Below are 24015 nucleotides of genomic sequence, written 5' to 3' on the forward strand. Positions count from 1 at the left end.
GTCCTTCCTCAGGCCAGTCCGATGATCCGCAGGTACCCGTCGAGGACCGACTGACCGATGAAGACACCGAGCCAGGCACCGCCGAGCATCCAGGGGCCGAACGGGATACCGGAGCCGCGCTTCGCACGTCCGGCCACCATGAGGCCGATGGCGAAGCTACCGCCGAGGACGAAGGCTCCGAAAGCTCCCACTGCGAGGGGTCCCCATCCGAGGTACGCGAGCACGAGGCCGAGCACACCGGCCAACTTCACGTCGCCGAGTCCCATGCCGCCCGGGACGGCGAGCGCCAGAACCAGGTAGCCACCGCCCAGGACCAGCAGACCGGCGCCCGCGCGCAGGAGGGCACCCCAGTCACCGCTCAGCGCGCTCGCGGCCGTCAGCAGCGCGGCGAGCACCGGGTAGGCGGGCAGGACGATCGCGTTCGGCAGGCGGTGGACGTCGAGGTCGATCAGGGCGAGTGCGACCGACACCGCCATCAGGTACAGCATCGCGACGAGGACGGTCGTCGCGACCGCCGCGGCACGGGCATCAGTGGCGGCCAGCAGTGCTGGTCCGAACTGCAGGACGACGAGCGCGAACAGGACTGCTGTCGCGAGCTCGACGAGCGGGTAGCGGACCGAGATCGGCTCGGCGCAGTCGCGGCAGCGCCCGCGCAGGACAGCCCACGAGAGCACCGGGACGTTGTCCCGCGCCCGGATCTCGTGACCGCACCGTGGGCACGCACTCGCCGGTGCCACCACGGACAGACCGGCCGGGACCCGGTGGACCACCACGTTGAGGAACGAGCCGATCGCGAGTCCCGTGGCCGCCGCGAAGCCGACGACCATCACCGCGGCGGTCATCGTGGGCTCCCGCCGGCGTCGTAGGCGGGCTTGACCTCGATCTGCGAGGTCACCTTGTACGTGGTGACCACCGGCTGCGGGAAGAACGGTGGCGTGTAGCTGGCGAGGCTCGTGTCGTACCCGTACGCCTTGAGGTACCCGTTCGCCCCCTTGCCGACGGCTCCGCGGTAGCGCTGAGCGATCGAACCGTTCACCGTCAGGGTTCCCCGGCCACCGCCGTACGCGTAGTTCTGCACCGTGAAGGTGCCCTGGTTCGACAGGATCGCTCCGGCGACGGTCCGGTTGTCCGCGAGGAACGCGTACGCGCTGGCGCCGCTGAAGTACATCGGGTTCCAGACCATCACGGCTTCCTGCCCGACGATCCCGAGCACGGTCGAGGCGGCCCGGTTGGCCACGTACTGCAGGTCCCCGGTGATGTAGACGTAGTTCTCGGCGGACAGCGTGATCGACGTGTCGACCTTGCCGGAGACGAAGAGGTCACCGTTGCTGCAGCCGTAGGCGGTGCTGAACGGGACCGGGTCTCCCTGTGCGTTCCGCGGGACCGACTCCGAGTAGGTACCGGAGTACCCGGAGATCGGCCCCGTGTAGGGGAAGCCCAATCCGTTGTCGGTCACCGACGGGCTCTTCATGCACGCGGACGGTGCGTTGCGGGTCGTGTACTTCGACCAGTAGTAGTTCGGGTTCGTCGAGCTGCCGCTGCCTGCGGAGGCGGGTTCGTCCTGCACGTAGACCAGGTTGTTCGCGAGCAGGCTCGTGCTCAGCGTGGCCCCAGCGCCCTGCAGATCGGCGATCGCCCCGCACTTCGTCGGCTCCGATCCGTAGTTCGGACCCGATTTCTGCAGGTTCGTCTTCAGCGTGAGCGGGGAGCGAACCGTCATCTTGCCGTTGCCGAGGAAGGTGATCTGGGTCGGCCCCGTGTACAAGCACCCCGTCCCGGGTGTCGTCGTGGTGATCGCGGTGTCGTCGGTGTACATGCGGTCGCGCCCGGCGCTGATCGTGGACGGCGGCGTGTACGAGCCGACGGTCTCCGGCGCGTAGCCGCTGTAGTACTGGTACGACGGCGTCCGCTTGGGCGAGCACCCGTAGTCGGTGGTGCCGACCGCGGACTGCACGGTGTTCTTGAAGGTCCCGCCGCAGATGAGCATCACGTCGTTCGACCGGATCGGCCCGTTCAGCGTGTCGCCGTCCTGGAACTGGATCCGCGAACATGCGCTCTTGCCGCCGCCGGGCGAGTTCGAGAACGTCGCGTTCTGGTACACGTTCGAGCAGTCCTCGCCGGTGATGTCCGGATCGCCGGATTCGTAGTCCGTCCAGTACAGGTAGTTCGAGAAGCCGTCCGGCTTGACGTTCGCGACCAAGGTCCTCGTCGTGTTGCCGGCCTTGCCGGTGACCTGGACCCGGACGATGCCCTGCTGCCCGTAGATGCTGTTGTCGACCGCGTACCGGTAGAACGTCGGGCCGCCGGCACCCGTCGAGTCCGGCACCGCGACCCAGGTCGTGAACGCGGCGTTGTCCCCCGTGCGGTTCGGGAACGTGTTCCCGGTGCTGAACGGCTGACCGGAGTCGCCGTACTTCGTCGCGTACGTGTTGTCGGCGTTGACGCGCGACTGGTAGTCGGCGAGCCCGGCGTACGCTGCCGCCATCGCGTTCGCGTAGTCACGATCGGAGGCGGACTTCGTGGCACCGGACGTCGAGAGACCGACCATCGTCGCGGCGAGGATCATCACGATCACCCCGATCCCGAGCACGGCGGTGAGGGCGACCCCGCGGTCGTCGTCCCGCGAGCGGATCACGTCGAGCATGCGGCGCACGGTCAGCCTCCGAACTGCAGGTTGGGCATGCCCACGGTGCTCGTGAGCGAGACGTTGTTGGCGGCGGACGGCTTCGACATGTCGCGTTCGCCCACGGTCAGGGCGACGGTGACGGATCGGACCGACTGCAGGTCAGCGACGCTCAGACCGGTCGCGCCGGGCATCAGCGCGTTCCCGCCCGCATCCCGGTACGTGAACAGCGCAGTCGGCACGACCGACGACGCGAGCGTCAGCCTCGAGGTCGGGGTGTTGCCGAGCGTCGCCGTCGTGGCGCGGGGGAAGTCGAAGTAGCTGTTCGACGCATCGGTCGCCGTGCCGTTCCACTTCGTCTCCGTGATCGTCCCCTTCGACGAATCGAGTGTGAACTGCACCTCGACGGGCTGGACGTCGACCGCGGAGTTCAGGTTGATGTACGCGAAGAAGCGCACCGACGTCGCCGAGGCGTACTGGAACGCGTACTGCGTGTCGATGCCGCTCGCGACGGGGTTGTTCGACGCGACCCGGAACATGCGCTGCATCTCCCGCATCGCGGTCGACGCCGCCCGGGTGTTGCCGTCGACCCCGGTGGTCGTCGTGGACGCGCGGGTCACGGACGCGAAGAAGGCTCCTGCCATCGCGAGGAGCAGGACGGTGACGCTCATCGCGACGATGAGCTCCGCGAGGGAGAGACCGCGGTCATCCCGGCGCAGCCGGGCGAGCGCGCGCATCACGGTGCCCGCCGGGGATCGAGCATGACCTTGCCGGACGAGGTGGAGACGCCCGTCGCCGTGGTCGCCGACGGGGTTCCGCTGCTGAGGGTCAGGGAGACGACACCACCGAGGATCTTCAGCACGGTGCCGGACTGGAAGGAGTACGTGCCGTAGGGCAGAGCGATCGTCGCGGTCTGGTTCGACAGGCCGGTGAAGGTGTAGGTCACCGGAGTTGCGCAGCCAGGATCACCCGAGTTCGCGGTCGGCGCGACGGTCGTGGCCGTCAGCGCGTTGTCGGTCTTCGCGGCGAGCTTCACGGTGACGACCTGGACGGGAGCCTTCACCGCGTTCGTGCCGGCCTGGGGCTGCGCGAGGGCGCGCGGGGCCACCGCGGCGCCCTTCGCCGTGGTCCAGTTCTCCGGGTCGACGCTCAGACAGGTCGCCGGGGTCCCCGGCACCGCCTTGTAGCCATCGGCGTAGGGGAAGACCTGGGCCGTCGTCCCGGCCGCGTAGGGACCGTAGTCGGCGGTCTTCCGTCGGAGCGACACCGGACTGCTGGTCGGTGGCGTGAAGGCGGTGGTGCTCTGGTTCGGATCCGACCACTGCGGCACGACCGTGAGCGCGGTGTCGTAGTTGAAGTTGGCAGCGGAGGTCTGGTTCGTCTGCACCGTGACCGTCGTGGACGGCGTGGCGGTCTGCGCGCCGAGCGAACCCGACGACGTCCCGTCGTCGATGTTCCCGGACTTCGTGAGCGTGACGTCGTACCGCCCGGGCTTGACGTTCAGCGCGTAGGTGCACCCCGTCACGTCCGTCTGTCCGATCGTGGAGGTGATCGCTGCGGCGCCGTTCGGGTTACTGGTGTTCGGCGCGATCGTCACGCCCACACCCTGGTTGCCCGAGCCATCGACCCGGGACACCGAGACCACGATGGTGCCGAGGTTCGCCGCCGTCACCGAGGTGGTCGGAGCGACCATGCTGTTCATCGAGATCGACTGGGTCGATCCACGCCCTCCGGCCGTCCAGCTGATGGTCATCGACACCCGCTTGTAAGCCAGCGGGCCGCCGCCGGACCCACAGGCGTTGGCGGTGCCGGAGGTCGGGACCCAGCGGGCCGTCTGCTTGACGGAGTAGTCGACGCCGTTCCGGGTCAACGAGTCCGTCGCGTCGGTGACGCCGAACAGGTTGCTGCTCGTCCGCGCCTTGTCGATGGCGTCCTGTGCCAGACCGATCGCGACTTCGCGCGAGCGCGAACCCTGTGCGAGGTAGAGGGAGCTCGCGATCCCCATGGCGACACCCGCTGCGATCATCGCGAACACGGTCATGGCGACGAGCACCTCGATGATCGAGAAGCCATCGTCTCGTTCGCGGGCGTCGCGAAGGAGCTCGGTCAGTCGCAGCATGGTCACCTCCGATACGCCGCGTTCATTGGAGACGGACCCCGACTCGTCACGAGCCGGAGTCCGTCTCGGAACTCAATCGATCAAGCGGGGCAGGAGCCGTCCTTGGCCCCGCCGTCCTGGTCGACGTAGAAGTTCTTCGTCGAGTTGCTCGTGACCTGGATGCAGAAGGAACCGGCAGTGGCATCGGACTTCTTGATCTCCGGCGCGGTGCCCTTGTCGTACGTCCCGCTGGCCGAGTAGCCCGCGAGGCCGGCGAGCTTCGTCGGGAACGTGTTGTTCTGCGTGTACGCGGCGATGACCGCGGTCTTCGCGTTCTGCAGGTCGGACTTCGCCGAGGCGTCCTTCGCGTTGTTCTGCACGTTCAGGTACACCGGGATGGCGATCGCGGCGAGGATGCCGATGATGATGACGACGACCAGGAGCTCGATGAGCGTGAAGCCCTTCTCCTCCTCGGCCAGCAGGCCCTTGCGGCGAGCGTCGAGCTTGCCCATGAGAGCGAAGTACATGGTGGTTTCCATTCTTCTGGGAATGCGATGGGGATTGTGCCGGGGACTGCTCCGCCGCCGGTCACAAGAGTATTCAGGGGTGTTTCCGGGCGTAATCCCGAGAACGGGGGGTCCGGGGGTACCGAAATGCCCCCAGTAACGGGGGCATTGCGTGCTTCCATACCCCCGTTACTGGGGGCATCGACTCCGAGTGGTTACTTGACGAGCGAGGTGATCTGGAAGATCGGCAGGTACAGCGCGACGATCATGCCGCCCACCACCACGCCGAGGAAGGCGATCAGCAGTGGCTCGATCAGTGACGTGAGCGCCTCGGTGGTGGACTCGACCTCGCTGTCGTAGAACGCAGCGATCTTCTCGAGCATGATCTCCAGCGATCCGGCGTCCTCGCCGACCGCGACCATTTGCGAAACCATTGCCGGGAAGATCGGTTCTTTTGCCAACGGTGCGGCGATGGATTCACCTTTCCGCACGGCTTCGGAAACGCGCCGGAGCGCTTTCTCGACCACGTAGTTGTTCGACACTTCTCCGGCGATCTGCAATCCTTGCAGAATCGGGACACCGGCTCCGATCATGTCCGAGAGGTTTCGTGAGAACCGCGCGATCACGATCTTGCGGTTGAGCTGTCCGAACACCGGGAGTCGGAGTTTCAGCGGGTCCACGAACGCGCGGACGCGTTCGGTGTTCTTGTTCGCTCGCCACCACACCCAGAACGCGATGGCCGCGACGAGCAGGACCGGACCGACGTACACCATCGCGTTCGACGCGTACACGAGCACCATCGTCGGCAGCGGGAGCTGCCCGCCCAAGGACGAGAACATCTTCTGGAAGATCGGCACGATGAAGATGAGCATGATGACGACTGCCACCAGCGACATCACGAGCACCACGACCGGGTAGGTCATCGCCGACTTGATGGTCGAGCGGAGCTTGTGCTCCTTCTCGAAGTTGGTGGCGATGGAGTCCATGGCCTGGTCGAGGAACCCACCGGTCTCGCCCGCGCGGATCATGTTGATCATGATCGGCGGGAACTCGACCGGGAACTTCGCCACCGCGTCGGAGAACGAGACGCCACGTTCGACGTCGTCGCGGACCTTGCCGAGGATCTCCTTGAGCTTCTTGTTCTCGGTCTGGTCGGCGAGGATCGACAGCGCGCGCAGCAGCGAGAGTCCCGAGGTGAGCATCGTCGAGGCCTGGCGCGACATGATCGCGAGGTCCTTGAGACCGACGCCCTTCTCGAAGCCCGGGATCTTGATCTCGGTCTGCAGGCCGGTGCCGGCCTTGGACTCCGTGATCGCGATCGGCGAGACACCCATGCCCCGGAGCCGCTGGACGACCGCTCCTTCGGACGAGGCGTCGAGACGGCCCTTGACGAGCTTGCCGGCACCGTCGCGCCCGCGGTAGTCGAATGCGAGGGACATCAGTAGCCTCCGGAGAACTTGTCGCCGAAGTCGATCCCGCTGGCGGCGATCGCGGCTGCCGAGGAGTCGGATGGGGACTCGACGCGCTGCACCAGCCGGTCGAAGCCCTCTTCGTCGTGCACCTTGTCCATCGCGGCCTTGCGCGAGATCGTGCCGACGTTGACCAGTTCGGCGAGGTCCTGGTCCATGGTGTGCATGCCCAGGTCACGGCCGGCCTGCATGGCGGACGTGATCTGGTAGGTCTTGCCCTCGCGGATCAGGTTGCCGATGGCGGGGGTGATCGTCATGATCTCGGTGGCGACGACCCGGCCGACACCGTTGGCCTTCGGCACCAGGGTCTGGCAGACGACGCCCTGCAGGGTCGCCGCGAGCTGCGTGCGGATCTGGCCCTGCTGGTGCGGCGGGAAGACGTCGATGACACGGTCGATCGTGCCGGGGGCGCTCTGCGTGTGCAGGGTGGCGAACACCAGGTGACCGGTCTCCGCCGCGGTGAGCGCGACCGAGATGGTCTCGAGGTCGCGGAGTTCGCCGATCAGGATGACGTCGGGGTCCTGACGCAGCACGTGCTTCAGTGCGGCGGCGAAGGAGTGCGTGTCGGCACCGACCTCGCGCTGGTTGATGATCGCCTTCTTGTGCTCGTGCATGAACTCGATCGGGTCCTCGACCGTCACGATGTGGTCGGCCCGGCTCTCGTTCACCAGGTCGATCAGGGCGGCGAGGGTCGTGGACTTGCCGGAGCCGGTCGGGCCGGTGACCAGGACGAGTCCGCGGGGCAGGCCGGCGAAGTCGCCGACGTGCTCGGGGATGCCGAGCTGCTTGAGCGTCTTGATCTTGGTGGGGATGATGCGGAAGGCTGCGCCCCAGTTGCCGCGCTGCTGGTAGAAGTTCACGCGGAAGCGGTACTCCGGCGACAGCGAGTACGCGAAGTCGAGTTCCTGCTCCTGGTCGAACTGGCCGGCCTGCTCGACCGACAGCATGGTCTTGAGTGCGGCGATGACCTTGCCGCGCGACCACGCGCCGCCGGGCACCGCGGGACGGAGCGAGCCGTCGACGCGGACGGTGGGCGGGGCGTCGGCGGTGACGTGCAGGTCGGACGCGCCCTGGTACACGACCTGGGCGAGTGCGGTGATCAGGTCGGGGTCGGCGACCTCGCGCGCGTGGCGGGAGAACTCGATGTCGCCGCCGATCGTGGCGGTCGGTGCCGGGGCGCCAGCCGTGGGGAGCTGCTGCGTCGGCGCCTCGGCGTAGCCGTAGGTCGCGATCGACGACGGCACGCCGGCGGGCGGCGTCGCCGGAGCGGCGAGCGGCTGCGCGACGGGCACGGCGACGGGCGACCCGGACGGTGCCGGCCATCCGGCGGTGTCGTCCCCGAGGTCGTACACCTGCTCCGGAGGGGCCGACGCTGCGGCGGCAGCCAGACGTGCTGCACGGCGGGAGCCCACCTCGGTGCCGGGGTTGCCCGGGTGCCAGCCGGCGACGGGTTCGTCGCCGGGGTGCGTGATGTCGTACACGGAGTCGGTCATCTGCTGCGCTCTCTCGTGACTACGCGACCACGCGCAGGATCTCGTCGACGCTCGTGAGACCGAGCTTGACCTTCTCGAAGCCGTCCTGGCGGAGCGTCAGCATCCCCTGCGCCTGGGCGACGCGGCTGATCTCGGCGCTCGAGGCGCGCGAGACGGCGAGGCGTTCGATCTCCTCGGTGACGGTCATGACCTCGTGCAGGGCGATGCGGCCGCGGTACCCGGTGTTCGAGCAGACCGCGCAGCCGATGGGGGCGAAGAACGCCGGGACCTCGTCGCCGGGGCGCAGGAACCCGAGGGTACGGAGCTGTTCGGCCTCGTACACGGCGGGGGCCTTGCACCGGTCGCACAGCCGTCGCGCCAGACGCTGGGCCACGACGGAGTCCAACGCGGAGCCGACCAGGAAGGGCTCGATGTCCATCTCGGTCAGACGGGTCACTGCCGAGGGGGCGTCGTTCGTGTGCAGGGTGGAGAGCACCAGGTGTCCGGTGAGGGATGCCTCGATCGCGATCTGGGCGGTCTCGTGGTCGCGGATCTCGCCGAGCAGGACGACGTCGGGGTCCGATCGCAGGATCGAGCGCAGCGCCGAGGCGAAGGTCAGCCCGGCCTTCGGGTTGACCTGCACCTGGTTGATGCCGGCCATCCGGTACTCGACCGGGTCCTCGACCGTGATGACGTTGATCTCGGGCTTCGCGACCGCGTTCAGGGTCGTGTACAGCGTCGTGGACTTGCCGGAGCCGGTGGGCCCGGTGACCAGGATCATGCCGTACGGCTTCGAGTACGACCGCTGGTACGCCTGGAAGTTCTGCTCGAGGAGGTTGAGGTCCTTGAGGGTCAGCGACGTGTTCGTGTTGTCGAGGATCCGCATGACGACCTTCTCGCCCCACACGGTGGGCAGCGTCGCCACGCGGAGGTCGATCTGGCGGCCACCGTGGCGGACCGACATGCGGCCGTCCTGCGGCTTGCGACGCTCGGCGATGTCGATGTCGCTCATGATCTTCAGGCGGCTGATGACGCCGTTCTGGATGTTCTTCGGTGCTGGGGCCATCTCGTGCAGTACACCGTCGATGCGGTAGCGGATCCGGACCTCGTGCTCACCGGGCTCGATGTGGATGTCCGAGGCGTGGTCCTGGATCGCCTGCGACACGAGCAGGTTCACGAAGCGGACGATCGGGACGTCGTCGAGGGCACCGTCGGCCAGGTCCACCTGGGCCGAGGAGCTGACCGAGGCTTCTTCTTCCAGCGACGAGGTCAGGTCGTTGAGCTCGTCGTCGGCACGCAGGTAGCGGTCGAGCGCGGTGAGCAGGTCCCGCTCGTCCACCTGGAGCGGCTTGATGGGCCGGCCGGACGCAGCGCGGGCGTCGTCGATCGCGAGCACGTTGGTCGGGTTGACCATCGCGAGGATGAGCAGCTCGCCCTCGAACCCGACGCCGAGGACACCGTGGCGCCGGCAGAGCGCAGCGGGGAGGATCGAGACCGCGGTGCCGTCGACCGGGTAGTCGGTCAACGGGACGGTGCGGGAGTTGTTCGACGCCGCGCGGGCGGTGATGAACTGCGCCTCGCTCACGACGCCCTGGTCGACCAGGCCGCGGATGGCGCGCTCGTCCAGGTCCTCGTCGCCCGTCATCGAGTCGAGGTGCTCGATCGGCAGGGCGCCGTTCAGGATGAGGATCTCGGACAGGGTCGCCATGAGTCCTGTGCCTCCTTGGACTCGCGCGCGGCGAGACGTGGTCGGGTTGCGCACCACCAGGGATGTGGCGCTCGACCACGCTACTTCTGCGACAGTCGTCGGCCGCAGTCCCAGAAGGAGGGGGCGGAGGGGGTCCGGATGCACCCAGAACTGGGGTCCAGGACCCCCGACGTGACGGTCAGAGCGACGTCGACGCGGTGACGTGGACCTCGCCGGCGACGAACCCGAGTCGCTCGTAGATGCGCCCGGCTCCGCTCGGGTTCTCGGCGTCGACGTGCAACACCGCTGCGGACAACCCGTCGGCGCGGATCGCCTGCAGCGTGGCGTCGAGGACGATCGGGGCGAGCCCCGTCCCCCGTGCTGCACGCACGACGCCGACCCAGTGCACGTACCCGTACGAACGGCCCCGGGCAGCGAACCCGTCGGGCTCCACCTCGACGATCGTGAACGCCACGACCGAACCGTCGGCACCGACGACGACCCGCGACAGGTCCAGCCGGCTCTTGTCCGAGGTGAGGAACCCCCGCCAGTCCGACGCGACCATCGGCTGGGAACCCCAGTGGTCGCGGAAGGCGTCGTTCTTGGCCGTCCGGAGCGGTTCGATGTCGTCCGCCGTGACGGGCCGCAGGACGAGCCCGTCCCCCAGGACGGGCACTGCGTCGGCGTCCGACGCGCGGTCGTCGAACACGACCTGCATGTCGAGCCACGTGCGCACCGGCGCGAAGTCGTGGTGCGCCGCCAGCCGCAACGCCGAGGACCCCTGCCGCCCACCGACGTCGAGCGTCGCCGGCAGGTCGACGTCGAGCGTCGCCAGGCGCTGCCGGGCGCGGCCCACCTGCCAGGCGAGCACCCGGCGTCCGATCCCCTGCCCGCGCAGGTCGGGGTGGACCGCCCCGTCGAGCACGGCGCGCGCAGCGGTGACGCGGGAGGGGACGTCGATGACGATGCCGTAGGCCTGCACATGCCCTCCAGCATCGACGCCCACCACGGTGTCCCTGGTGACGTCCAGCCCCTCGGTGGACAACGACCGTTCGAGGTCGGCTGTGGAGGGACGAGCGTGCGGGTCGTCCACCGCGGCCGACGCGACCGCGACGGCGTGCATCGCGCCGACGTCGTCGAGCCCGCCCGCCCGGAACGTCAAGCCGCCGATCGGCGTGGGGAACGAGAGGTGTGCCGGGGCCGTGATCCGTTCGCGCAGGGTCGCCATCCCTCCACCCTGCCAGTTCCGCCGCGCAGCGAGACGCCGCCGAAAGCCCCTCGACGAGCAGGCCCGACCGGGACCATGATGAGTCATGGACATCACGAGCGTGACCGTGGGGCTGCCCGTCACCGACATCGAGGCGTCCTGCCTCTGGTACGGCGCCGTCTTCGAGCGCACCGAACCGGACCTCGAACCCGAGGACGGTGTCGCCGAGTACGAGGTCGGCGGGATCTGGGTCCAGCTCTACGAGGACGACTCCGCCGAGGAGAACCCCGTGAGCGTCCGGTTCGGCGTCGACGACGTCGGAGCCCAGCACGCGCGCATCGGCGCACTCGGCATCGACATCGGACCGGTCGAGTGCGTCGACGGCGCCGTGAACTGGTTCGACGTCCGCGACCCCGACGGCAACGTCCTCAGCCTGTTCTCGCTCGTGGACGAGACCGGTCGCGGTTCGGGACGCGACAACGGCGCGGACCACGCGCTCTAGACACACCCGCTCGACGGCCTGGAGGCCCGTGGCGGCCTGGCACCGGGCCTCCTGTCCGTCACGTGGTGACGACACGACGAAGGCCCCGCCTCCTTGCGGAGACGGGGCCTTCGTGGGATCACATCAGACTCAGTTGTACGTGCCCGGCGTGAAGTCGTCCGACGAGAAGCTGTCGAAGTCGACGAAGCTCAGGTCGGCGTCCGAGAACGACGAGTCGTCCGCGAAGATGCGGTTGGGGTACCGCTCTGCCTTCGCTTCTTCCGTCGCGTTCACGTCCACGTCGCGGTACCGGCTGAGGCCCGTCCCCGCGGGGATGAGCTTACCGATGATGACGTTCTCCTTGAGGCCGACGAGGTGGTCCTGCTTGCCCTCCATGGCCGCCTGCGTGAGCACGCGGGTGGTCTCCTGGAAGGAAGCGGCGGACAGCCACGACTCGGTCGCGAGGGACGCCTTCGTGATGCCCATGACCTCCTGGCGAGCCGAGGCGGTCTTGCGACCCTCCTGCAGCGCCGCACGGTTCAGCATGTTGTAGCGCGACCGGTCGACGAGCTCACCCGGCAGCAGGTCGGTGTCGCCGTGGTCGACGACGGTGACCTTGCGGAGCATCTGACGGACGATGACCTCGATGTGCTTGTCGTGGATCGGCACACCCTGCGAGCCGTAGACGTCCTGCACACCGTTGACCAGGTGCTTCTGGACCTCTCGGACACCCTTGACCCGGAGGACTTCCTTCGGGTCGACGGTGCCGGCGATGAACTGCTCGCCGAGCTCGACGTGCTGGTTGTCCTCGATGAGGAGCGTCGCACGCTTGAGCACCGGGTAGATGAACGGCTCGTCACCGTTGTCCGGCGTGAGGATGATCCGACGACCCTTGTCCGTGTCCTCGACGACGACGCGGCCGGGGGCCTCGGCGATCGGGGACGCGCCCTTGGGCGTGCGGGCCTCGAAGAGCTCCGTGACACGCGGCAGACCCTGGGTGATGTCGTCGGCCGAGGCCGAACCACCCGTGTGGAAGGTACGCATCGTCAGCTGGGTACCGGGCTCACCGATGGACTGCGCAGCGATGATGCCGACTGCCTCACCGATGTCGACCAGGTTGCCGGTGGCGAGCGAACGGCCGTAGCACTTCGCGCAGACACCGACGGCCGACTCGCAGGTCAGGACCGAGCGCACCTTGATGCTCTCGACACCGGCTGCCAGCAGCTTCTCGAGGAGCACGTCACCGACGTCCTCACGAGCCTCGGCGACGACCGTGCCCTTGGCGTCCACGGCCTCGGTGGCCAGGGTGCGCGAGTACACGGTGTTCTCGACGCGCGGGTCGCGGACCAGCTTGCCGTCCGCGTCCACGGTCGCGATCGGCAGCTCGAGGCCACGCGTCGTACCGCAGTCGTCCTCGCGGATGATGACGTCCTGCGAGACGTCCACGAGACGACGGGTGAGGTACCCGGAGTCCGCGGTACGGAGCGCGGTGTCGGCAAGACCCTTGCGAGCACCGTGGGTGGCGATGAAGTACTCCGCCACGGTCAGGCCCTCGCGGTACGAGTTGATGATCGGGCGGGCGATGATCTCGCCCTTCGGGTTGTTCACCAGACCACGCATACCCGCGATGTTGCGGACCTGCAGCCAGTTACCACGAGCACCCGACGACACCATGCGGTTGATCGTGTTGTCGACGGGGAAGTTGTCCCGCATCTCCTGCGCGATCTCGTTGGTGGCCTCGGTCCAGATCTTGATCAGGTCGGCGCGACGCTCGGAGTCGGTGATCAGACCCTTGTCGAACTCGCCCTGCACCTTGGCGGCCTGGATCTCGTAGCCCGCGATGATCTCCTTCTTGCGAGGAGGCGTCACGACGTCCGACAGGGCGACGGTCACACCGGAGCGCGTGCCCCAGTAGAAGCCGGCGTCCTTGATCCGGTCCAGCGCAGCGGCCGTCTCGGTCTTGGAGTACCGCTCGGCGAGGTCGTTGACGATCGCGGACAGCACACCCTTGTCGGTGACCTTCTGGACGAACGGGTAGTTCGCCGGGAGGGTCTCGTTGAAGAGCGCACGGCCCAGGGTCGTCTCGAGGAGGACGGTGTCGCCCTGCTCGTAGCCCTCGGGAGCTTCACCCTCGGCGAAGTGGACACCCGTCATGCGGATCTTCGCCATGGCGTTGAGGTGCAGCGTGTGCTGGTCGTTGGCCAGGATCGCCTCGGCGACCGAGGAGAACGCACGGCCCTCACCGACGGCGCCCTCGCGGACGGTCGTCAGGTGGTGCAGACCGATGATCATGTCCTGTGCGGGCAGGGTCACCGGACGGCCGTCGGACGGCTTCAGGATGTTGTTCGAGGCGAGCATCAGGATGCGGGCCTCGGCCTGGGCCTCCACCGACAGCGGCAGGTGCACGGCCATCTGGTCACCGTCGAAGTCCGCGTTGAACGCAGCACACACGAGCGGGTGGAGCTGGATGGCCTTGCCCTCGACGAGCTGCGGTTCGAACGCCTGGATGCCCAGACGGTGCAGCGTCGGCGCACGGTTCAGCAGCACGGGGCGCTCGCGGATGATCTCCTCGAGCACGTCCCACACCTGCGGACGCGAACGCTCGACCATGCGCTTGGCCGACTTGATGTTCTGCGCGTGCGACAGGTCGATCAGGCGCTTGATCACGAACGGCTTGAAGAGCTCGAGCGCCATCTGCTTGGGCAGACCACACTGGTGCAGCTTCAGCTGCGGGCCGACGATGATGACCGAACGGCCCGAGTAGTCGACGCGCTTGCCGAGCAGGTTCTGGCGGAAACGACCCTGCTTGCCCTTGAGCATGTCGCTCAGGGACTTCAGGGCGCGGTTGCCGGTACCCGTGACCGGACGTCCACGACGACCGTTGTCGAACAGCGCGTCAACGGCTTCCTGCAGCATGCGCTTCTCGTTGTTCACGATGATCTCGGGGGCACCGAGGTCGAGCAGGCGGCGGAGACGGTTGTTGCGGTTGATCACACGACGGTAGAGGTCGTTGAGGTCCGACGTGGCGAAACGGCCACCGTCGAGCTGCACCATCGGGCGCAGTTCCGGCGGGATGACCGGCACGACGCCGAGCACCATCGCTGCCGGCGAGTTGCCGGTGGCGAGGAAGGAGCTGACGACGCGCAGACGCTTGATCGCGCGGATCTTCTTCTGGCCCTTGCCCTCGGCGATCTGCAGGCGCAGCGCCTCGGCCTCGGCAGCCAGGTCGAACGCCTCGAGCCGGAGCTTGATCGCCTCGGCGCCCATGTAGGCGTCGAAGTAGATCCCGAACCGGTCCTGGAGCTCGTGGAAGACGGCGTCCTCGGGCTTGAGGTCGCCCACCTTGAGGTTGCGGAAGTCCTCCCACACACGCTCGAGACGGGTGATGTCCTCGTCGAACGACTTGCGGACCTGGGACATCTCCTTCTCGGCGGTGTCCTTGGTGCGCCGCTTGACGTCGGCCTTCGCTCCCTCTTCCTCAAGGGCTGCGAGGTCGTCCTCGAGCTTCTTGAGGCGGTCGGCGATGATCGAGTCGCGCTGGCCCTCGAGGGTCTTGATCTCGAGACGCATCTCGTTCTCGAGGCCCGGCATGTCCGCGTGACGGCCCTCTTCATCGATGTCGATGATCATGTACGCCGCGAAGTAGATGACCTTCTCGAGGTCCTTCGGCGCCATGTCGAGGAGGTACCCGAGGCGCGACGGGACGCCCTTGAAGTACCAGATGTGCGTGACGGGGGCAGCGAGCTCGATGTGGCCCATGCGCTCACGACGGACCGAGGACTTGGTGACCTCGACGCCGCAGCGCTCGCAGACGATGCCCTTGAACCGGACACGCTTGTACTTGCCGCAGGCGCACTCCCAGTCGCGGGAAGGTCCGAAGATCTGCTCGCCGAACAGACCGTCCTTCTCGGGCTTCAGGGTGCGGTAGTTGATGGTCTCCGGCTTCTTGACCTCGCCGTACGACCACTGACGGATGTCCTCGGCGGTCGCGAGGCCGATCCGAATGGCGTCAAAGGAAGTTGCTTCGAGCAATGTTCTTCTCTCTTGCTTGATTCAGGCTTCGATGTACGGGCGGGATCAGATGTCGTCGACGGACGACGACTCGAACCGCGAGGAGATGTTGATGCCCAGCTCCTCCGCAGCGCGGAAGACCTCGTCATCGTTGTCGCGCAGGCTGACCGCCTGGCCGTCGGCCGAGAGGACCTCGACGTTCAGGCAGAGCGACTGCATCTCCTTCATGAGGACCTTGAAGGACTCGGGGATCCCGGGTTCCTGGATGTTCTCGCCCTTGACGATCGCCTCGTAGACCTTCACGCGGCCGAGGATGTCGTCGGACTTGATCGTCAGGAGCTCCTGGAGGGCGTAAGCGGCGCCGTACGCCTCGAGCGCCCACACCTCCATCTCACCGAATCGCTGGCCACCGAACTGCGCCTTACCACCCAGCGGCTGCTGCGTGATCATCGAGTACGGACCCGTCGAACGAGCGTGGATCTTGTCGTCGACCAGGTGGTGCAGCTTGAGGATGTACATGTAGCCGACCGAGACGGGCTCGGGGAACGGCTCGCCGGAGCGACCGTCGAAGAGCTGCGCCTTGCCGGACGAGCCGATCAGGCGCTCGCCGTCGCGGTTCGGGAGGGTCGAGTCGAGGAGGCCCTCGATCTCGCGCTCGTACGCACCGTCGAACACCGGAGTGGCGACCTTCGTGCCCGGAGCGGCGCTGTGCGCTGCCTCGGGGAGGGCCGATGCCCACTCCTGGATGCCCTCGACGTTCCAGCCCTGCTTGGCGAGCCAACCGAGGTGGATCTCGAGGACCTGGCCGAAGTTCATGCGGCCGGGGACGCCGAGCGGGTTCAGGACGATGTCGACCGGGGTGCCGTCGGCGAGGAAGGGCATGTCCTCGACCGGGAGGATGGTCGAGATGACGCCCTTGTTGCCGTGACGACCGGCGAGCTTGTCACCCGCGGTGATCTTGCGCTTCTGGGCGATGTAGACGACCACGCGCTGGTTGACACCAGAGCCGAGTTCGTCGTCGCCGTCCTGCGAGTCGAACACCTTGACGCCGATGATCGTGCCCTCTTCACCGTGGGGCACCTTCAGCGAGGTGTCGCGCACTTCGCGCGACTTCTCGTTGAAGATGGCGCGGAGGAGGCGCTCTTCGGCGGAGAGCTCGGTCTCGCCCTTCGGCGTGACCTTGCCGACCAGGATGTCGCCGGGGCGGACCTCGGCACCGATGCGGATGATGCCGCGCTCGTCGAGGTCGGCCAGCAGGTCCGGGCTCACGTTGGGGAGGTCACGGGTGATCTCCTCCTTGCCGAGCTTCGTGTCGCGGGCGTCGACCTCGTACTCCTCGATGTGGATCGAGGAGAGCGTGTCGTCCTTGATGAGGTTCTGCGACAGGATCATCGCGTCCTCGTAGTTGTAGCCCTCCCACGGCATGAACGCGACGAGGAGGTTCTTGCCGAGCGCGAGCTCGCCGTTCTCCGTCGCGGGACCGTCGGCGATGACCTCGCCCTGCTCCACACGCTCGCCGGCCGAGACGACCACGCGGTGGTTGTAGCTCGTGCCCTGGTTGGAGCGGTCGAACTTGCGCAGGTAGAAGGTCTGCGTGCCACCCTCGTCGAGCTGCAGGGTCACGGCGTCTGCCGAGACCTCGGAGACGACACCGGCCTTGTCGGCGGTGACGACGTCACCGGCGTCGATCGCGGTGTAGCCCTCCATGCCGGTACCGACGAGCGGCGACTCGGAACGGAGCAGCGGGACGGCCTGACGCTGCATGTTCGCACCCATGAGGGCGCGGTTCGCGTCGTCGTGCTCGAGGAACGGGATGAGCGAGGTCGCGACCGACACCATCTGGCGCGGCGAGACGTCCATGTAGTCGACTTCGCCCTTGGCGACGAGTTCGACCTCGCCACCCTTCTTGCGGACGAGGACCTTGTCGTCGGCGAAGTGGAACGAGTCGGTCAGCGGCGCGTTGGCCTGCGCGACGACGAACTCGTCCTCTTCCGAGGCGGTCAGGTAGTCGATGGTCTTCGTGACCTCGCCGTTGACGACGCGACGGTACGGGGTCTCGATGAAGCCGAACGAGTTGATCCGACCGAACGACGCGAGCGAACCGATCAGGCCGATGTTCGGGCCTTCCGGGGTCTCGATCGGGCACATGCGGCCGTAGTGCGACGGGTGGACGTCACGGACCTCGACGCCGGCACGCTCACGGGACAGACCACCCGGGCCGAGGGCCGAGAGACGACGCTTGTGCGTCAGGCCCGCGAGCGGGTTGTTCTGGTCCATGAACTGCGACAGCTGGGACGTTCCGAAGAACTCCTTGATCGCGGCGACGACCGGACGCACGTTGATGAGCGTCTGGGGCGTGATCGCCTCGATGTCCTGCGTGGTCATGCGCTCGCGGACGACGCGCTCCATGCGGGACAGACCCGTGCGGACCTGGTTCTGGATGAGCTCGCCGACGGCGCGGATGCGACGGTTGCCGAAGTGGTCGATGTCGTCCACGTCGAGGCGCAGCTGCACCGGCTCGCCGTCACGCACGCCGTTCAGCGTGGTCTTCTCGGCGTGCAGGGACACGAGGTACTTGATCGTCGCGACGATGTCCTTGACGGTCAGCACCGAGTCGGACAGCGGGGCGTCGATCCCGAGCTTGCGGTTGACCTTGTAACGGCCCACCTTCGCCAGGTCGTAGCGCTTCGAGTTGAAGTAGAAGTTGTCGAGCAGCGCACGCGCGGCCTCGGCAGCGACCTGCTCGCCCGGGCGCAGCTTGCGGTAGATGTCCTTGAGCGCCTCTTCCTTCGTGAGGATGGCGTCCTTCTCGAGGGTCGACTCGATCGAGGCGAAGCCCTGGAACTCCTCCATGATCTCCTCGCTGGTCAGACCCAGCGCCTTGAGGAAGACCGTGACCGACTGCTTGCGCTTGCGGTCGATGCGCACGCCCACCTGGTCGCGCTTGTCGATCTCGAACTCGAGCCACGCACCACGCGAGGGGATGACGCGAGCGGAGTAGATGTCCTTGTCGGACGTCTTCTCCTGCTGGCGCTCGAAGTACACGCCGGGCGAACGGACGAGCTGCGACACGACGACGCGCTCGGTGCCGTTGATGATGAACGTGCCGCGTTCGGTCATGAGCGGGAAGTCGCCCATGAAGACCGTCTGCGTCTTGATCTCACCCGTCATGTGGTTCATGAACTCGGCGTTGACGTACAGCGGAGCGGCGTAGGTCTTGCCGCGCTCCTTGCAGTCGTCGATCGAGTACTTGGGGTCCTCGAGCTCGGGCGCCGTGAACGAGAGCTGCATGGTCTCGCCGAGGTCCTCGATCGGGGAGATCTCCTCGAAGATCTCCTCCAACCCGGAGTGCAGGGCGAGGTCGGTGCGACCCTGCTCCTGTCCCTCTGCGAGACGGGCCTTCCAGACGTCGTTGCCGACGAGCCAGTCGAAGCTCTCCGTCTGGAGTGCGAGCAGATCAGGAACCGTGAGGGTGTCCGTGATCTTGGCGAACGAGAGTCGCGAGTGGTTGCGACCGTTCTTGGGGTTGGTGGATGCGTTGGGCGCAGCAGCCAAGGGTGTGACCTCCGTAGGCCCCGTCGGGCCGATACTGACGAGCAGCATGTAGGTGAGTAGATGATCGCTCGGCGATCCCCGCGAGTTCTTGCCCTGCGACCACGCCGACGCGTGCCTGACGCGGAACGTCGGTGCACGTGTGGGATGATCTCCGTGAGCGGGACCCGCCGCCATATACGGGTCCGGCTGCACCAGGGCGAGTTGAGCTTGTCCAACTCAGAACTCTGCGTCGACCGCAATATGACGACACGGATGCCAGGGAGCGCGAACTGCCATCATAGTTCGCGCCGAGTCGTGCTGTCCAGTCCTGGCTTGACCAGATTCGGCAGTGGCGTGTATAAGCCGCTCCGTGCCCGCGGAATTCCCGCCCCGCGCCCGGCCCGCAACGGCCCTGCGCACCCCGCCCGCGCAGTGGACCCGGCCGTGCGCTCAGCCGAGTCGCTCGCGCTCGACGTGCCCCGCGCCTCCCGGCTGGCCCTGCCGTCCGGCCAGCGCACGGAAGGCATCCTCGGGTCGACGGGTGCGCACGAAGGTGACGCGACCACGGTCGTCGGTGAGCTCGATCCCGAGTCCGGGGGTGAGGATCAGGGCGCGCACACCGCGACCGATCCGCAGGCCGACGCCGCCGTAGGTGCGAGCGTCCGCCTCCACGAGTCGGACGTCGGCGATGCGCCGACGTGCGATGCGCCGTGGCGGCAGCGGCCGGAAGTGCAACGTGACGTGCGAGTCGGTGACAGCGAACCCGGCTCGTGCGAGCAGCAGCAGCACGCCCGCCACGACGGCGACCAGCGCCGGAACGATGAGCGCGGTCTCCGGTGCGTCGCCGGGCCAGGCGGTCACGGCCGCGGTCAGGCCGAGCCCGCCGAGGAGCAGGACCGCGCCGACGACACGCATCCAGGTGGGCGCCGCCTCGTGGTCGGCGTGGGCCGGACGGGAGGCGCGGGGCACCCGCGTCGCCCGGCTCGCGGTCGTGCGCGTGGTGTCGCGGGTCGTCGGTGCGGCCAGGCGTGCGGTGGGCACGCTCATCGTGTCAGTGGTCATGTCGGGTCTCCTGCAGCTCGGCGGAGTGTTGCATCCCGTATTTTACATGACGGGTGCGATGTGATCACGGCCAGCGCGCGCGGGTGACCGGAAGGGGCACGCGGACGCGTGCCGACGGCGCGCACACTCGAGCGGTGGGGCGCTCGACGGCACGTCGTGGTCACGTCGGGAGGGCGGACGCGCGAGGTGTGGGGCACTGCACGCATCGACGCGGTCCCGCGTGACGACCGGATGAACAGTACGGAACGAGCCTTGGCGTCCGCTGGCCGTCCATGTGTACGCATTCACGTACCGGCCAGGACCGGTCAGCGCAGGACGCGCGCGACCGCCTCGGCGCGTGTGGCGACCCCGAGCTTCGCGAACACCTGGTTCACGTACGACTTCACCGTCGGCACCGTCAGGAACAACTCCGCCGCGATCTGCGGGTTCGTCCGGCCGGCCGCGATGCGCTCGAGCACGTCGGCCTCGCGCGGGGTGAGGTCCGGGAACCGGTCTCGCAGCGGCGGCACAGCAGGCGCGGACGCCGTCGCCCCGCCGCCGGCGAGCTGCGCCACCAGCCGCGCTCCGACCGTCGCGTCGAACGTCGACTGCCCCGACGCGACCGCCCGGATCGCCGTCGCGATCTCGGCCCGTCCGGCGTCCTTCGTCAGGTACCCACGCGCACCCGCCCGGAGCGCGGTCACGATCGACTCGTCGTCCGCGTAGGTCGTCAACACGAGCACCGCCACCTGCGGGTGGTCGGCCACGATGCGCGCGGTCGCCGTCGGCCCGTCGGTGCCGGGCATGCGCAGGTCCATCAACACGACGTCGGGAGCGTCACGGTCCACCGCTACGATCGCCTCGGCACCGTCGGCGGCCTCACCCGTCACCTGCAGGTCCGGCACGAGCGACAGCACCGTCACCAGGCCGTCGCGGACGATCGCCTGGTCATCGACGACGAGGACACGGATGGTCACGAGGCGTCCACCTCGTGCTCGGCCACCCGGTCCACCGGCAGGTGCAGCGCGACGACGAACTCGTCGTCGGACCGCTCCGCTTCGACCGTCGCACCGCTGCCGAGCTCCTCGACGCGCTCGCGCATCCCGAGCAGCCCCTGGCCGCCGCCGGTGAGCGGGTTGGCCACGACGACGTCCACGGCGTCGCCGTCGCGGACGACGGACAGCGACACGGGGCGGCCGGGGGCGTGCCGGCGGGCGTTGCTGAGGGCCTCACGGACGACCTGGACGACGGCGGCGCGGTGCGCCTCGTCGAGTGCGGCCAGGGTCGCGTCGCCCTGCACCACGATGGTGCCGCCGAACGAGCGGTGGGCGGCGACCAGGGCGGTCAGGTCGGTGCGGTCCGGCACGTGGTCGGTGCGGTCGGTCTGGTCGGTGCGGTCCGGCACCTGGTCGGTGGACGGCCGGGAGGCGCGGCTCGCGTCCGGCACGTCGGCTCCGGTGGTCCGCGTGGCCTGGTCCGGGGCTGTGGTCCGGTCCGGGGTGGTGGCGCGGTCCGCGGGGGTGGTCGGGTCGGGGACGGCGGCCCCGTCCGGGGTGGCATCGGGCTCGGCGTCCGCGTCATCGCGGAGGGCGTGCACGGCTCGGCGCGCCTCGGCGAGGCCGTCCGCCGCCAGGGTCCTGGCCTCGCCGGCACGCTTCGTCGCGTCGTCGACCCGGCCGGCCTCGAGCAGGGCCTCGACCGCGTCGAGCTGCAGCACGAGTCCGCCCAGCGAGTGCGCGAGGACGTCGTGGATGTCCCGCGAGGCCCGGGACCGATCGGCGAGGAGCTGCGCCCGCTGCTGGTCCTGCTCGGCCTGCCGCGCGCGCTGCGCCGCGACCCGGAACTGCCGGCGGCTGAACCCGATGAGCACGCCGAGCAGCAGCCCGCCGCTCGTGCCGAGGACGAACTGGACCGAGGCGTGCTCGATCGTCGCGCAGACGGCGATGACCACCATCGCCCCCACCGCCGCCACCGCCGCGAGCCAGACCGGCACCCGGAGGTTCGCGCCGAGCAGGACGATCCCGACGATCACGGGGACGATCATGAGCGAGTCGGTCGCCACCACGGTCAGGGAACCGGCGACGATCATCACCACGCCCGCGACGACGAGCAGCTGCGGCGTCCGGCCGAACTCGCGGAGCGCCCACGCGGCGAGCGCCACTGCACCGAACACCCACACCCACGCGGGGAGCTGCAGCTCGAGTCCGTTCTTCACGAACCAGAACCCGACGATCACGATGCCGAGGGCGTTGAGTCCCCAGGCGGTTGCCGAACGGGACCGACCCCCGGGGAGGTCGGTCGGGTCCTGTCCGCTCAGCAGGGTCACCGGACCATCATGCCGCGGGTGGTGCGGCGGCTGGCGGTCCGGTCGCCGCGGTCTCCGCGGTCTCCGCGCGGGATGCGCTGGTCGATGACGACGGCGCGGGCGGCGCGGTTCAGGGCGAGCACGAGCAGGATCGCGCCGGTCGAGGTGAGCAGGTGCGCACCGAGGTGGCCGCCGAGCACATCGAGGCCGACGCGCACGGCGATGAGCACGATCCAGAGCGACGCACCGAGCCACCCTGTGCGGGACTGGATCGTCCGACCCTTGCTGTCCGGGGTGGCGACCGTGCGGAACCGGGTGATGGTGCCCATCGTCAGGCCCACGCCGATCGTGATCAGGGCCTCGATGCCGAGGAACACGACGTCGGTCGTGGTGATCGTCGCCCCCGACTGCGCCAGGACCACCACGCCGATGATCGCCATGATCATCGGCGTGCGCCAGATGCGCGCCGGGTCGAGGTACTGCCAGGTGGCCTGGCGGTACCCGAGGAAGCCGACGAGGGCGACGCCGATCAGGACGTTGACGAGGAGCTGGACCGACATGGTGTGCCTTTCGAGGTGACCCGGCGGGACGTCCCCGACCGATGGATCCAGCCTCGTTCCGGTGCGTTCGCGGGCACACCAACCAGGGGTGGGGCCCGGGTGGTGATCGCGGTGCCGGTCGGGTGGTGTTCGATTGACCGCATGGCTGATGCGTTCGACGGGTTCCGGATCGGTGCGGGGTACTCGGTGGTCGAGCCGGACCGGCACCGCCCCGGGTCCTTCACGCTCGTGGTGGACGGCACGCCGCAGTCGCACGTCGACCTCGAGGACCCGACCCACCTGGCGTTCGAGTACATCCGGCGGATCGGGCACGCCATCGACCTGCTGCCGTCCGGTCCGGTCACGGCGCTGCACCTCGGCGCCGGTGCCCTGACGCTCCCCCGGTACGTCGCAGTGACCCGGCCGGGCTCCCGCCAGCAGGTCATCGAGCTCGAGCGCGACCTGGTGGACCACGTCCGCGAGGTCCTGCCGTTCCCCCGCGGAGCGTCGATCCGGGTGCGGTACGGCGACGCGCGCGAGGTGCTCGGCAAGCTCCCCTCCGGGCTGCGCGGCACGGTGGACCTGGCGGTGGTGGACGTCTTCGGCGGCTCGCAGATCCCGGCGCACGTGACGAGCATCGAGTTCTACCGCGAGGTCGCCGCGTTCCTGTCGCCGACCGGCATCGTCGCCGTGAACGTGGCCGACGGTGCGGGTCTCGCGTTCGCACGGGGGCAGGCGTCGACGCTGCAGGCCGTGCTGCCGTCGGTGGCAGCGGTGGCGGACACCGGCATGCTCAAGGGGCGACGGTTCGGGAACATCGTGCTGCTCGGTTCGCCGACCGACCTGCCGATCGCCGAGATGCCGCGGCGGTACTCGTCGGACCCGATGCCGGCGAAGGTCGTGCACGGGGCCGAGCTGCGGGCGTTCATCGCCGGGGCGCCGATCGTCACCGACGCGACGGCCGTGGCGTCACCGGAGCCGAACCGGAGCGTGTTCGGCGCCTGACCCCGCGGTGACGACGGGGCGGCGCGCGAGGCCGTTC

General features: G+C 68.4%; 17 protein-coding genes. 2 read left to right on the plus strand and 15 right to left on the minus strand.

Going from position 1 to position 24015, the window contains the following annotated elements; all coding sequences use genetic code 11:
• Nucleotides 1-8: 8 nt before the first annotated feature.
• From EDF28_RS01810 to EDF28_RS01850, 9 genes are all read right to left on the minus strand, one after another.
• A complete protein-coding gene (locus EDF28_RS01810; RefSeq protein ID WP_123936967.1) occupies nt 9-842 on the minus strand; it encodes an A24 family peptidase in 834 nt (277 codons plus the stop codon).
• Nucleotides 839-2644 (minus strand): hypothetical protein, encoded by a 1806-nt coding sequence (locus EDF28_RS01815; RefSeq protein ID WP_123936968.1) that lies wholly within the window; start codon nt 2642-2644, stop codon nt 839-841. The genes EDF28_RS01810 and EDF28_RS01815 overlap by 4 nt, the downstream gene beginning before the upstream one ends.
• 11 nt (nt 2645-2655) lie before the next feature.
• Nucleotides 2656-3360: a hypothetical protein gene (locus EDF28_RS01820; protein WP_185094112.1), complete on the minus strand. Its 705-nt coding sequence runs from the start codon at nt 3358-3360 to the stop codon at nt 2656-2658.
• Nucleotides 3360-4742 carry a prepilin-type N-terminal cleavage/methylation domain-containing protein gene (locus tag EDF28_RS01825; RefSeq protein WP_123936970.1) on the minus strand — a complete coding sequence of 461 codons (1383 nt, stop codon included), beginning with the start codon at nt 4740-4742 and terminating at the stop codon, nt 3360-3362. Before EDF28_RS01825 ends, EDF28_RS01820 begins: the two co-directional genes overlap by 1 nt.
• Nucleotides 4743-4822: 80 nt before the next feature.
• On the minus strand, nt 4823-5248 hold the full coding sequence (locus EDF28_RS19655) for a type II secretion system protein (RefSeq protein WP_123936971.1): 426 nt from the start codon (nt 5246-5248) through the stop codon (nt 4823-4825).
• Between the two features lie 194 nt (nt 5249-5442).
• The gene (locus EDF28_RS01835) at nt 5443-6666 is read right to left on the minus strand and encodes a type II secretion system F family protein (protein ID WP_123936972.1); all 1224 of its coding nucleotides are present in this window, start codon (nt 6664-6666) and stop codon (nt 5443-5445) included.
• Complete coding sequence (locus EDF28_RS01840) at nt 6666-8189, minus strand: type IV pilus twitching motility protein PilT (protein WP_123936973.1); 1524 nt, start codon at nt 8187-8189, stop codon at nt 6666-6668. The genes EDF28_RS01835 and EDF28_RS01840 overlap by 1 nt, the downstream gene beginning before the upstream one ends.
• A 19-nt stretch (nt 8190-8208) precedes the next feature.
• Nucleotides 8209-9876, minus strand: a complete 1668-nt coding sequence (locus tag EDF28_RS01845; protein WP_111083486.1) for a GspE/PulE family protein — start codon at nt 9874-9876, stop codon at nt 8209-8211.
• 178 nt (nt 9877-10054) lie between these two features.
• Complete coding sequence (locus EDF28_RS01850; RefSeq protein ID WP_123936974.1) at nt 10055-11083, minus strand: GNAT family N-acetyltransferase; 1029 nt, start codon at nt 11081-11083, stop codon at nt 10055-10057.
• Nucleotides 11084-11168: 85 nt separating this feature from the next.
• Between EDF28_RS01850 and EDF28_RS01855 the strand changes: the two genes are divergently transcribed.
• Complete coding sequence (locus tag EDF28_RS01855) at nt 11169-11564, plus strand: VOC family protein (protein ID WP_123936975.1); 396 nt, start codon at nt 11169-11171, stop codon at nt 11562-11564.
• A gap of 129 nt (nt 11565-11693) precedes the next feature.
• On the opposite strand, the gene rpoC is transcribed toward EDF28_RS01855, so the two are convergent.
• The 6 genes from rpoC to EDF28_RS01885 all read right to left on the minus strand — a co-directional run bounded on the left by rpoC (nt 11694) and on the right by EDF28_RS01885 (nt 22994).
• The gene (rpoC, locus tag EDF28_RS01860) at nt 11694-15575 is read right to left on the minus strand and encodes a DNA-directed RNA polymerase subunit beta' (protein WP_111083489.1); all 3882 of its coding nucleotides are present in this window, start codon (nt 15573-15575) and stop codon (nt 11694-11696) included.
• 45 nt (nt 15576-15620) lie between these two features.
• Nucleotides 15621-19109 (minus strand): DNA-directed RNA polymerase subunit beta, encoded by a 3489-nt coding sequence (gene rpoB, locus EDF28_RS01865; protein ID WP_111083490.1) that lies wholly within the window; start codon nt 19107-19109, stop codon nt 15621-15623.
• 429 nt (nt 19110-19538) lie between these two features.
• Nucleotides 19539-20150 (minus strand): hypothetical protein, encoded by a 612-nt coding sequence (locus EDF28_RS01870; RefSeq protein ID WP_123936976.1) that lies wholly within the window; start codon nt 20148-20150, stop codon nt 19539-19541.
• A gap of 305 nt (nt 20151-20455) precedes the next feature.
• Nucleotides 20456-21106 (minus strand): response regulator transcription factor, encoded by a 651-nt coding sequence (locus tag EDF28_RS01875; RefSeq protein WP_123936977.1) that lies wholly within the window; start codon nt 21104-21106, stop codon nt 20456-20458.
• Nucleotides 21103-22455 (minus strand): histidine kinase, encoded by a 1353-nt coding sequence (locus tag EDF28_RS01880; protein ID WP_123936978.1) that lies wholly within the window; start codon nt 22453-22455, stop codon nt 21103-21105. Before EDF28_RS01880 ends, EDF28_RS01875 begins: the two co-directional genes overlap by 4 nt.
• Nucleotides 22452-22994, minus strand: a complete 543-nt coding sequence (locus tag EDF28_RS01885; RefSeq protein WP_123936979.1) for a hypothetical protein — start codon at nt 22992-22994, stop codon at nt 22452-22454. Before EDF28_RS01885 ends, EDF28_RS01880 begins: the two co-directional genes overlap by 4 nt.
• Nucleotides 22995-23135: 141 nt before the next feature.
• Here EDF28_RS01885 and EDF28_RS01890 point away from each other — a divergent pair, with 141 nt between their 5' ends.
• The gene (locus EDF28_RS01890) at nt 23136-23978 is read left to right on the plus strand and encodes a spermidine synthase (protein ID WP_123339452.1); all 843 of its coding nucleotides are present in this window, start codon (nt 23136-23138) and stop codon (nt 23976-23978) included.
• The last annotated feature ends 37 nt before the right edge of the window (nt 23979-24015 follow it).

Source organism: Curtobacterium sp. PhB137, from assembly GCF_003814955.1.
Taxonomy (GTDB): Bacteria; Actinomycetota; Actinomycetes; order Actinomycetales; family Microbacteriaceae; genus Curtobacterium.

What these genes read in the sequence shown, in the direction of transcription:
- EDF28_RS01810 (WP_123936967.1), bottom strand. Translation starts at nt 842, where the DNA reads ATGACCGCCGCGGTGATGGTCGTCGGCTTCGCGGCGGCCACGGGACTC.
- EDF28_RS01815 (WP_123936968.1), bottom strand. Translation starts at nt 2,644, where the DNA reads ATGCTCGACGTGATCCGCTCGCGGGACGACGACCGCGGGGTCGCCCTC.
- EDF28_RS01820 (WP_185094112.1), bottom strand. Translation starts at nt 3,360, where the DNA reads ATGCGCGCGCTCGCCCGGCTGCGCCGGGATGACCGCGGTCTCTCCCTC.
- EDF28_RS01825 (WP_123936970.1), bottom strand. Translation starts at nt 4,742, where the DNA reads ATGCTGCGACTGACCGAGCTCCTTCGCGACGCCCGCGAACGAGACGAT.
- EDF28_RS19655 (WP_123936971.1), bottom strand. Translation starts at nt 5,248, where the DNA reads ATGTACTTCGCTCTCATGGGCAAGCTCGACGCTCGCCGCAAGGGCCTG.
- EDF28_RS01835 (WP_123936972.1), bottom strand. Translation starts at nt 6,666, where the DNA reads ATGTCCCTCGCATTCGACTACCGCGGGCGCGACGGTGCCGGCAAGCTC.
- EDF28_RS01840 (WP_123936973.1), bottom strand. Translation starts at nt 8,189, where the DNA reads ATGACCGACTCCGTGTACGACATCACGCACCCCGGCGACGAACCCGTC.
- EDF28_RS01845 (WP_111083486.1), bottom strand. Translation starts at nt 9,876, where the DNA reads ATGGCGACCCTGTCCGAGATCCTCATCCTGAACGGCGCCCTGCCGATC.
- EDF28_RS01850 (WP_123936974.1), bottom strand. Translation starts at nt 11,083, where the DNA reads ATGGCGACCCTGCGCGAACGGATCACGGCCCCGGCACACCTCTCGTTC.
- EDF28_RS01855 (WP_123936975.1), top strand. Translation starts at nt 11,169, where the DNA reads ATGGACATCACGAGCGTGACCGTGGGGCTGCCCGTCACCGACATCGAG.
- EDF28_RS01870 (WP_123936976.1), bottom strand. Translation starts at nt 20,150, where the DNA reads ATGACCACTGACACGATGAGCGTGCCCACCGCACGCCTGGCCGCACCG.
- EDF28_RS01885 (WP_123936979.1), bottom strand. Translation starts at nt 22,994, where the DNA reads ATGTCGGTCCAGCTCCTCGTCAACGTCCTGATCGGCGTCGCCCTCGTC.
- EDF28_RS01890 (WP_123339452.1), top strand. Translation starts at nt 23,136, where the DNA reads ATGGCTGATGCGTTCGACGGGTTCCGGATCGGTGCGGGGTACTCGGTG.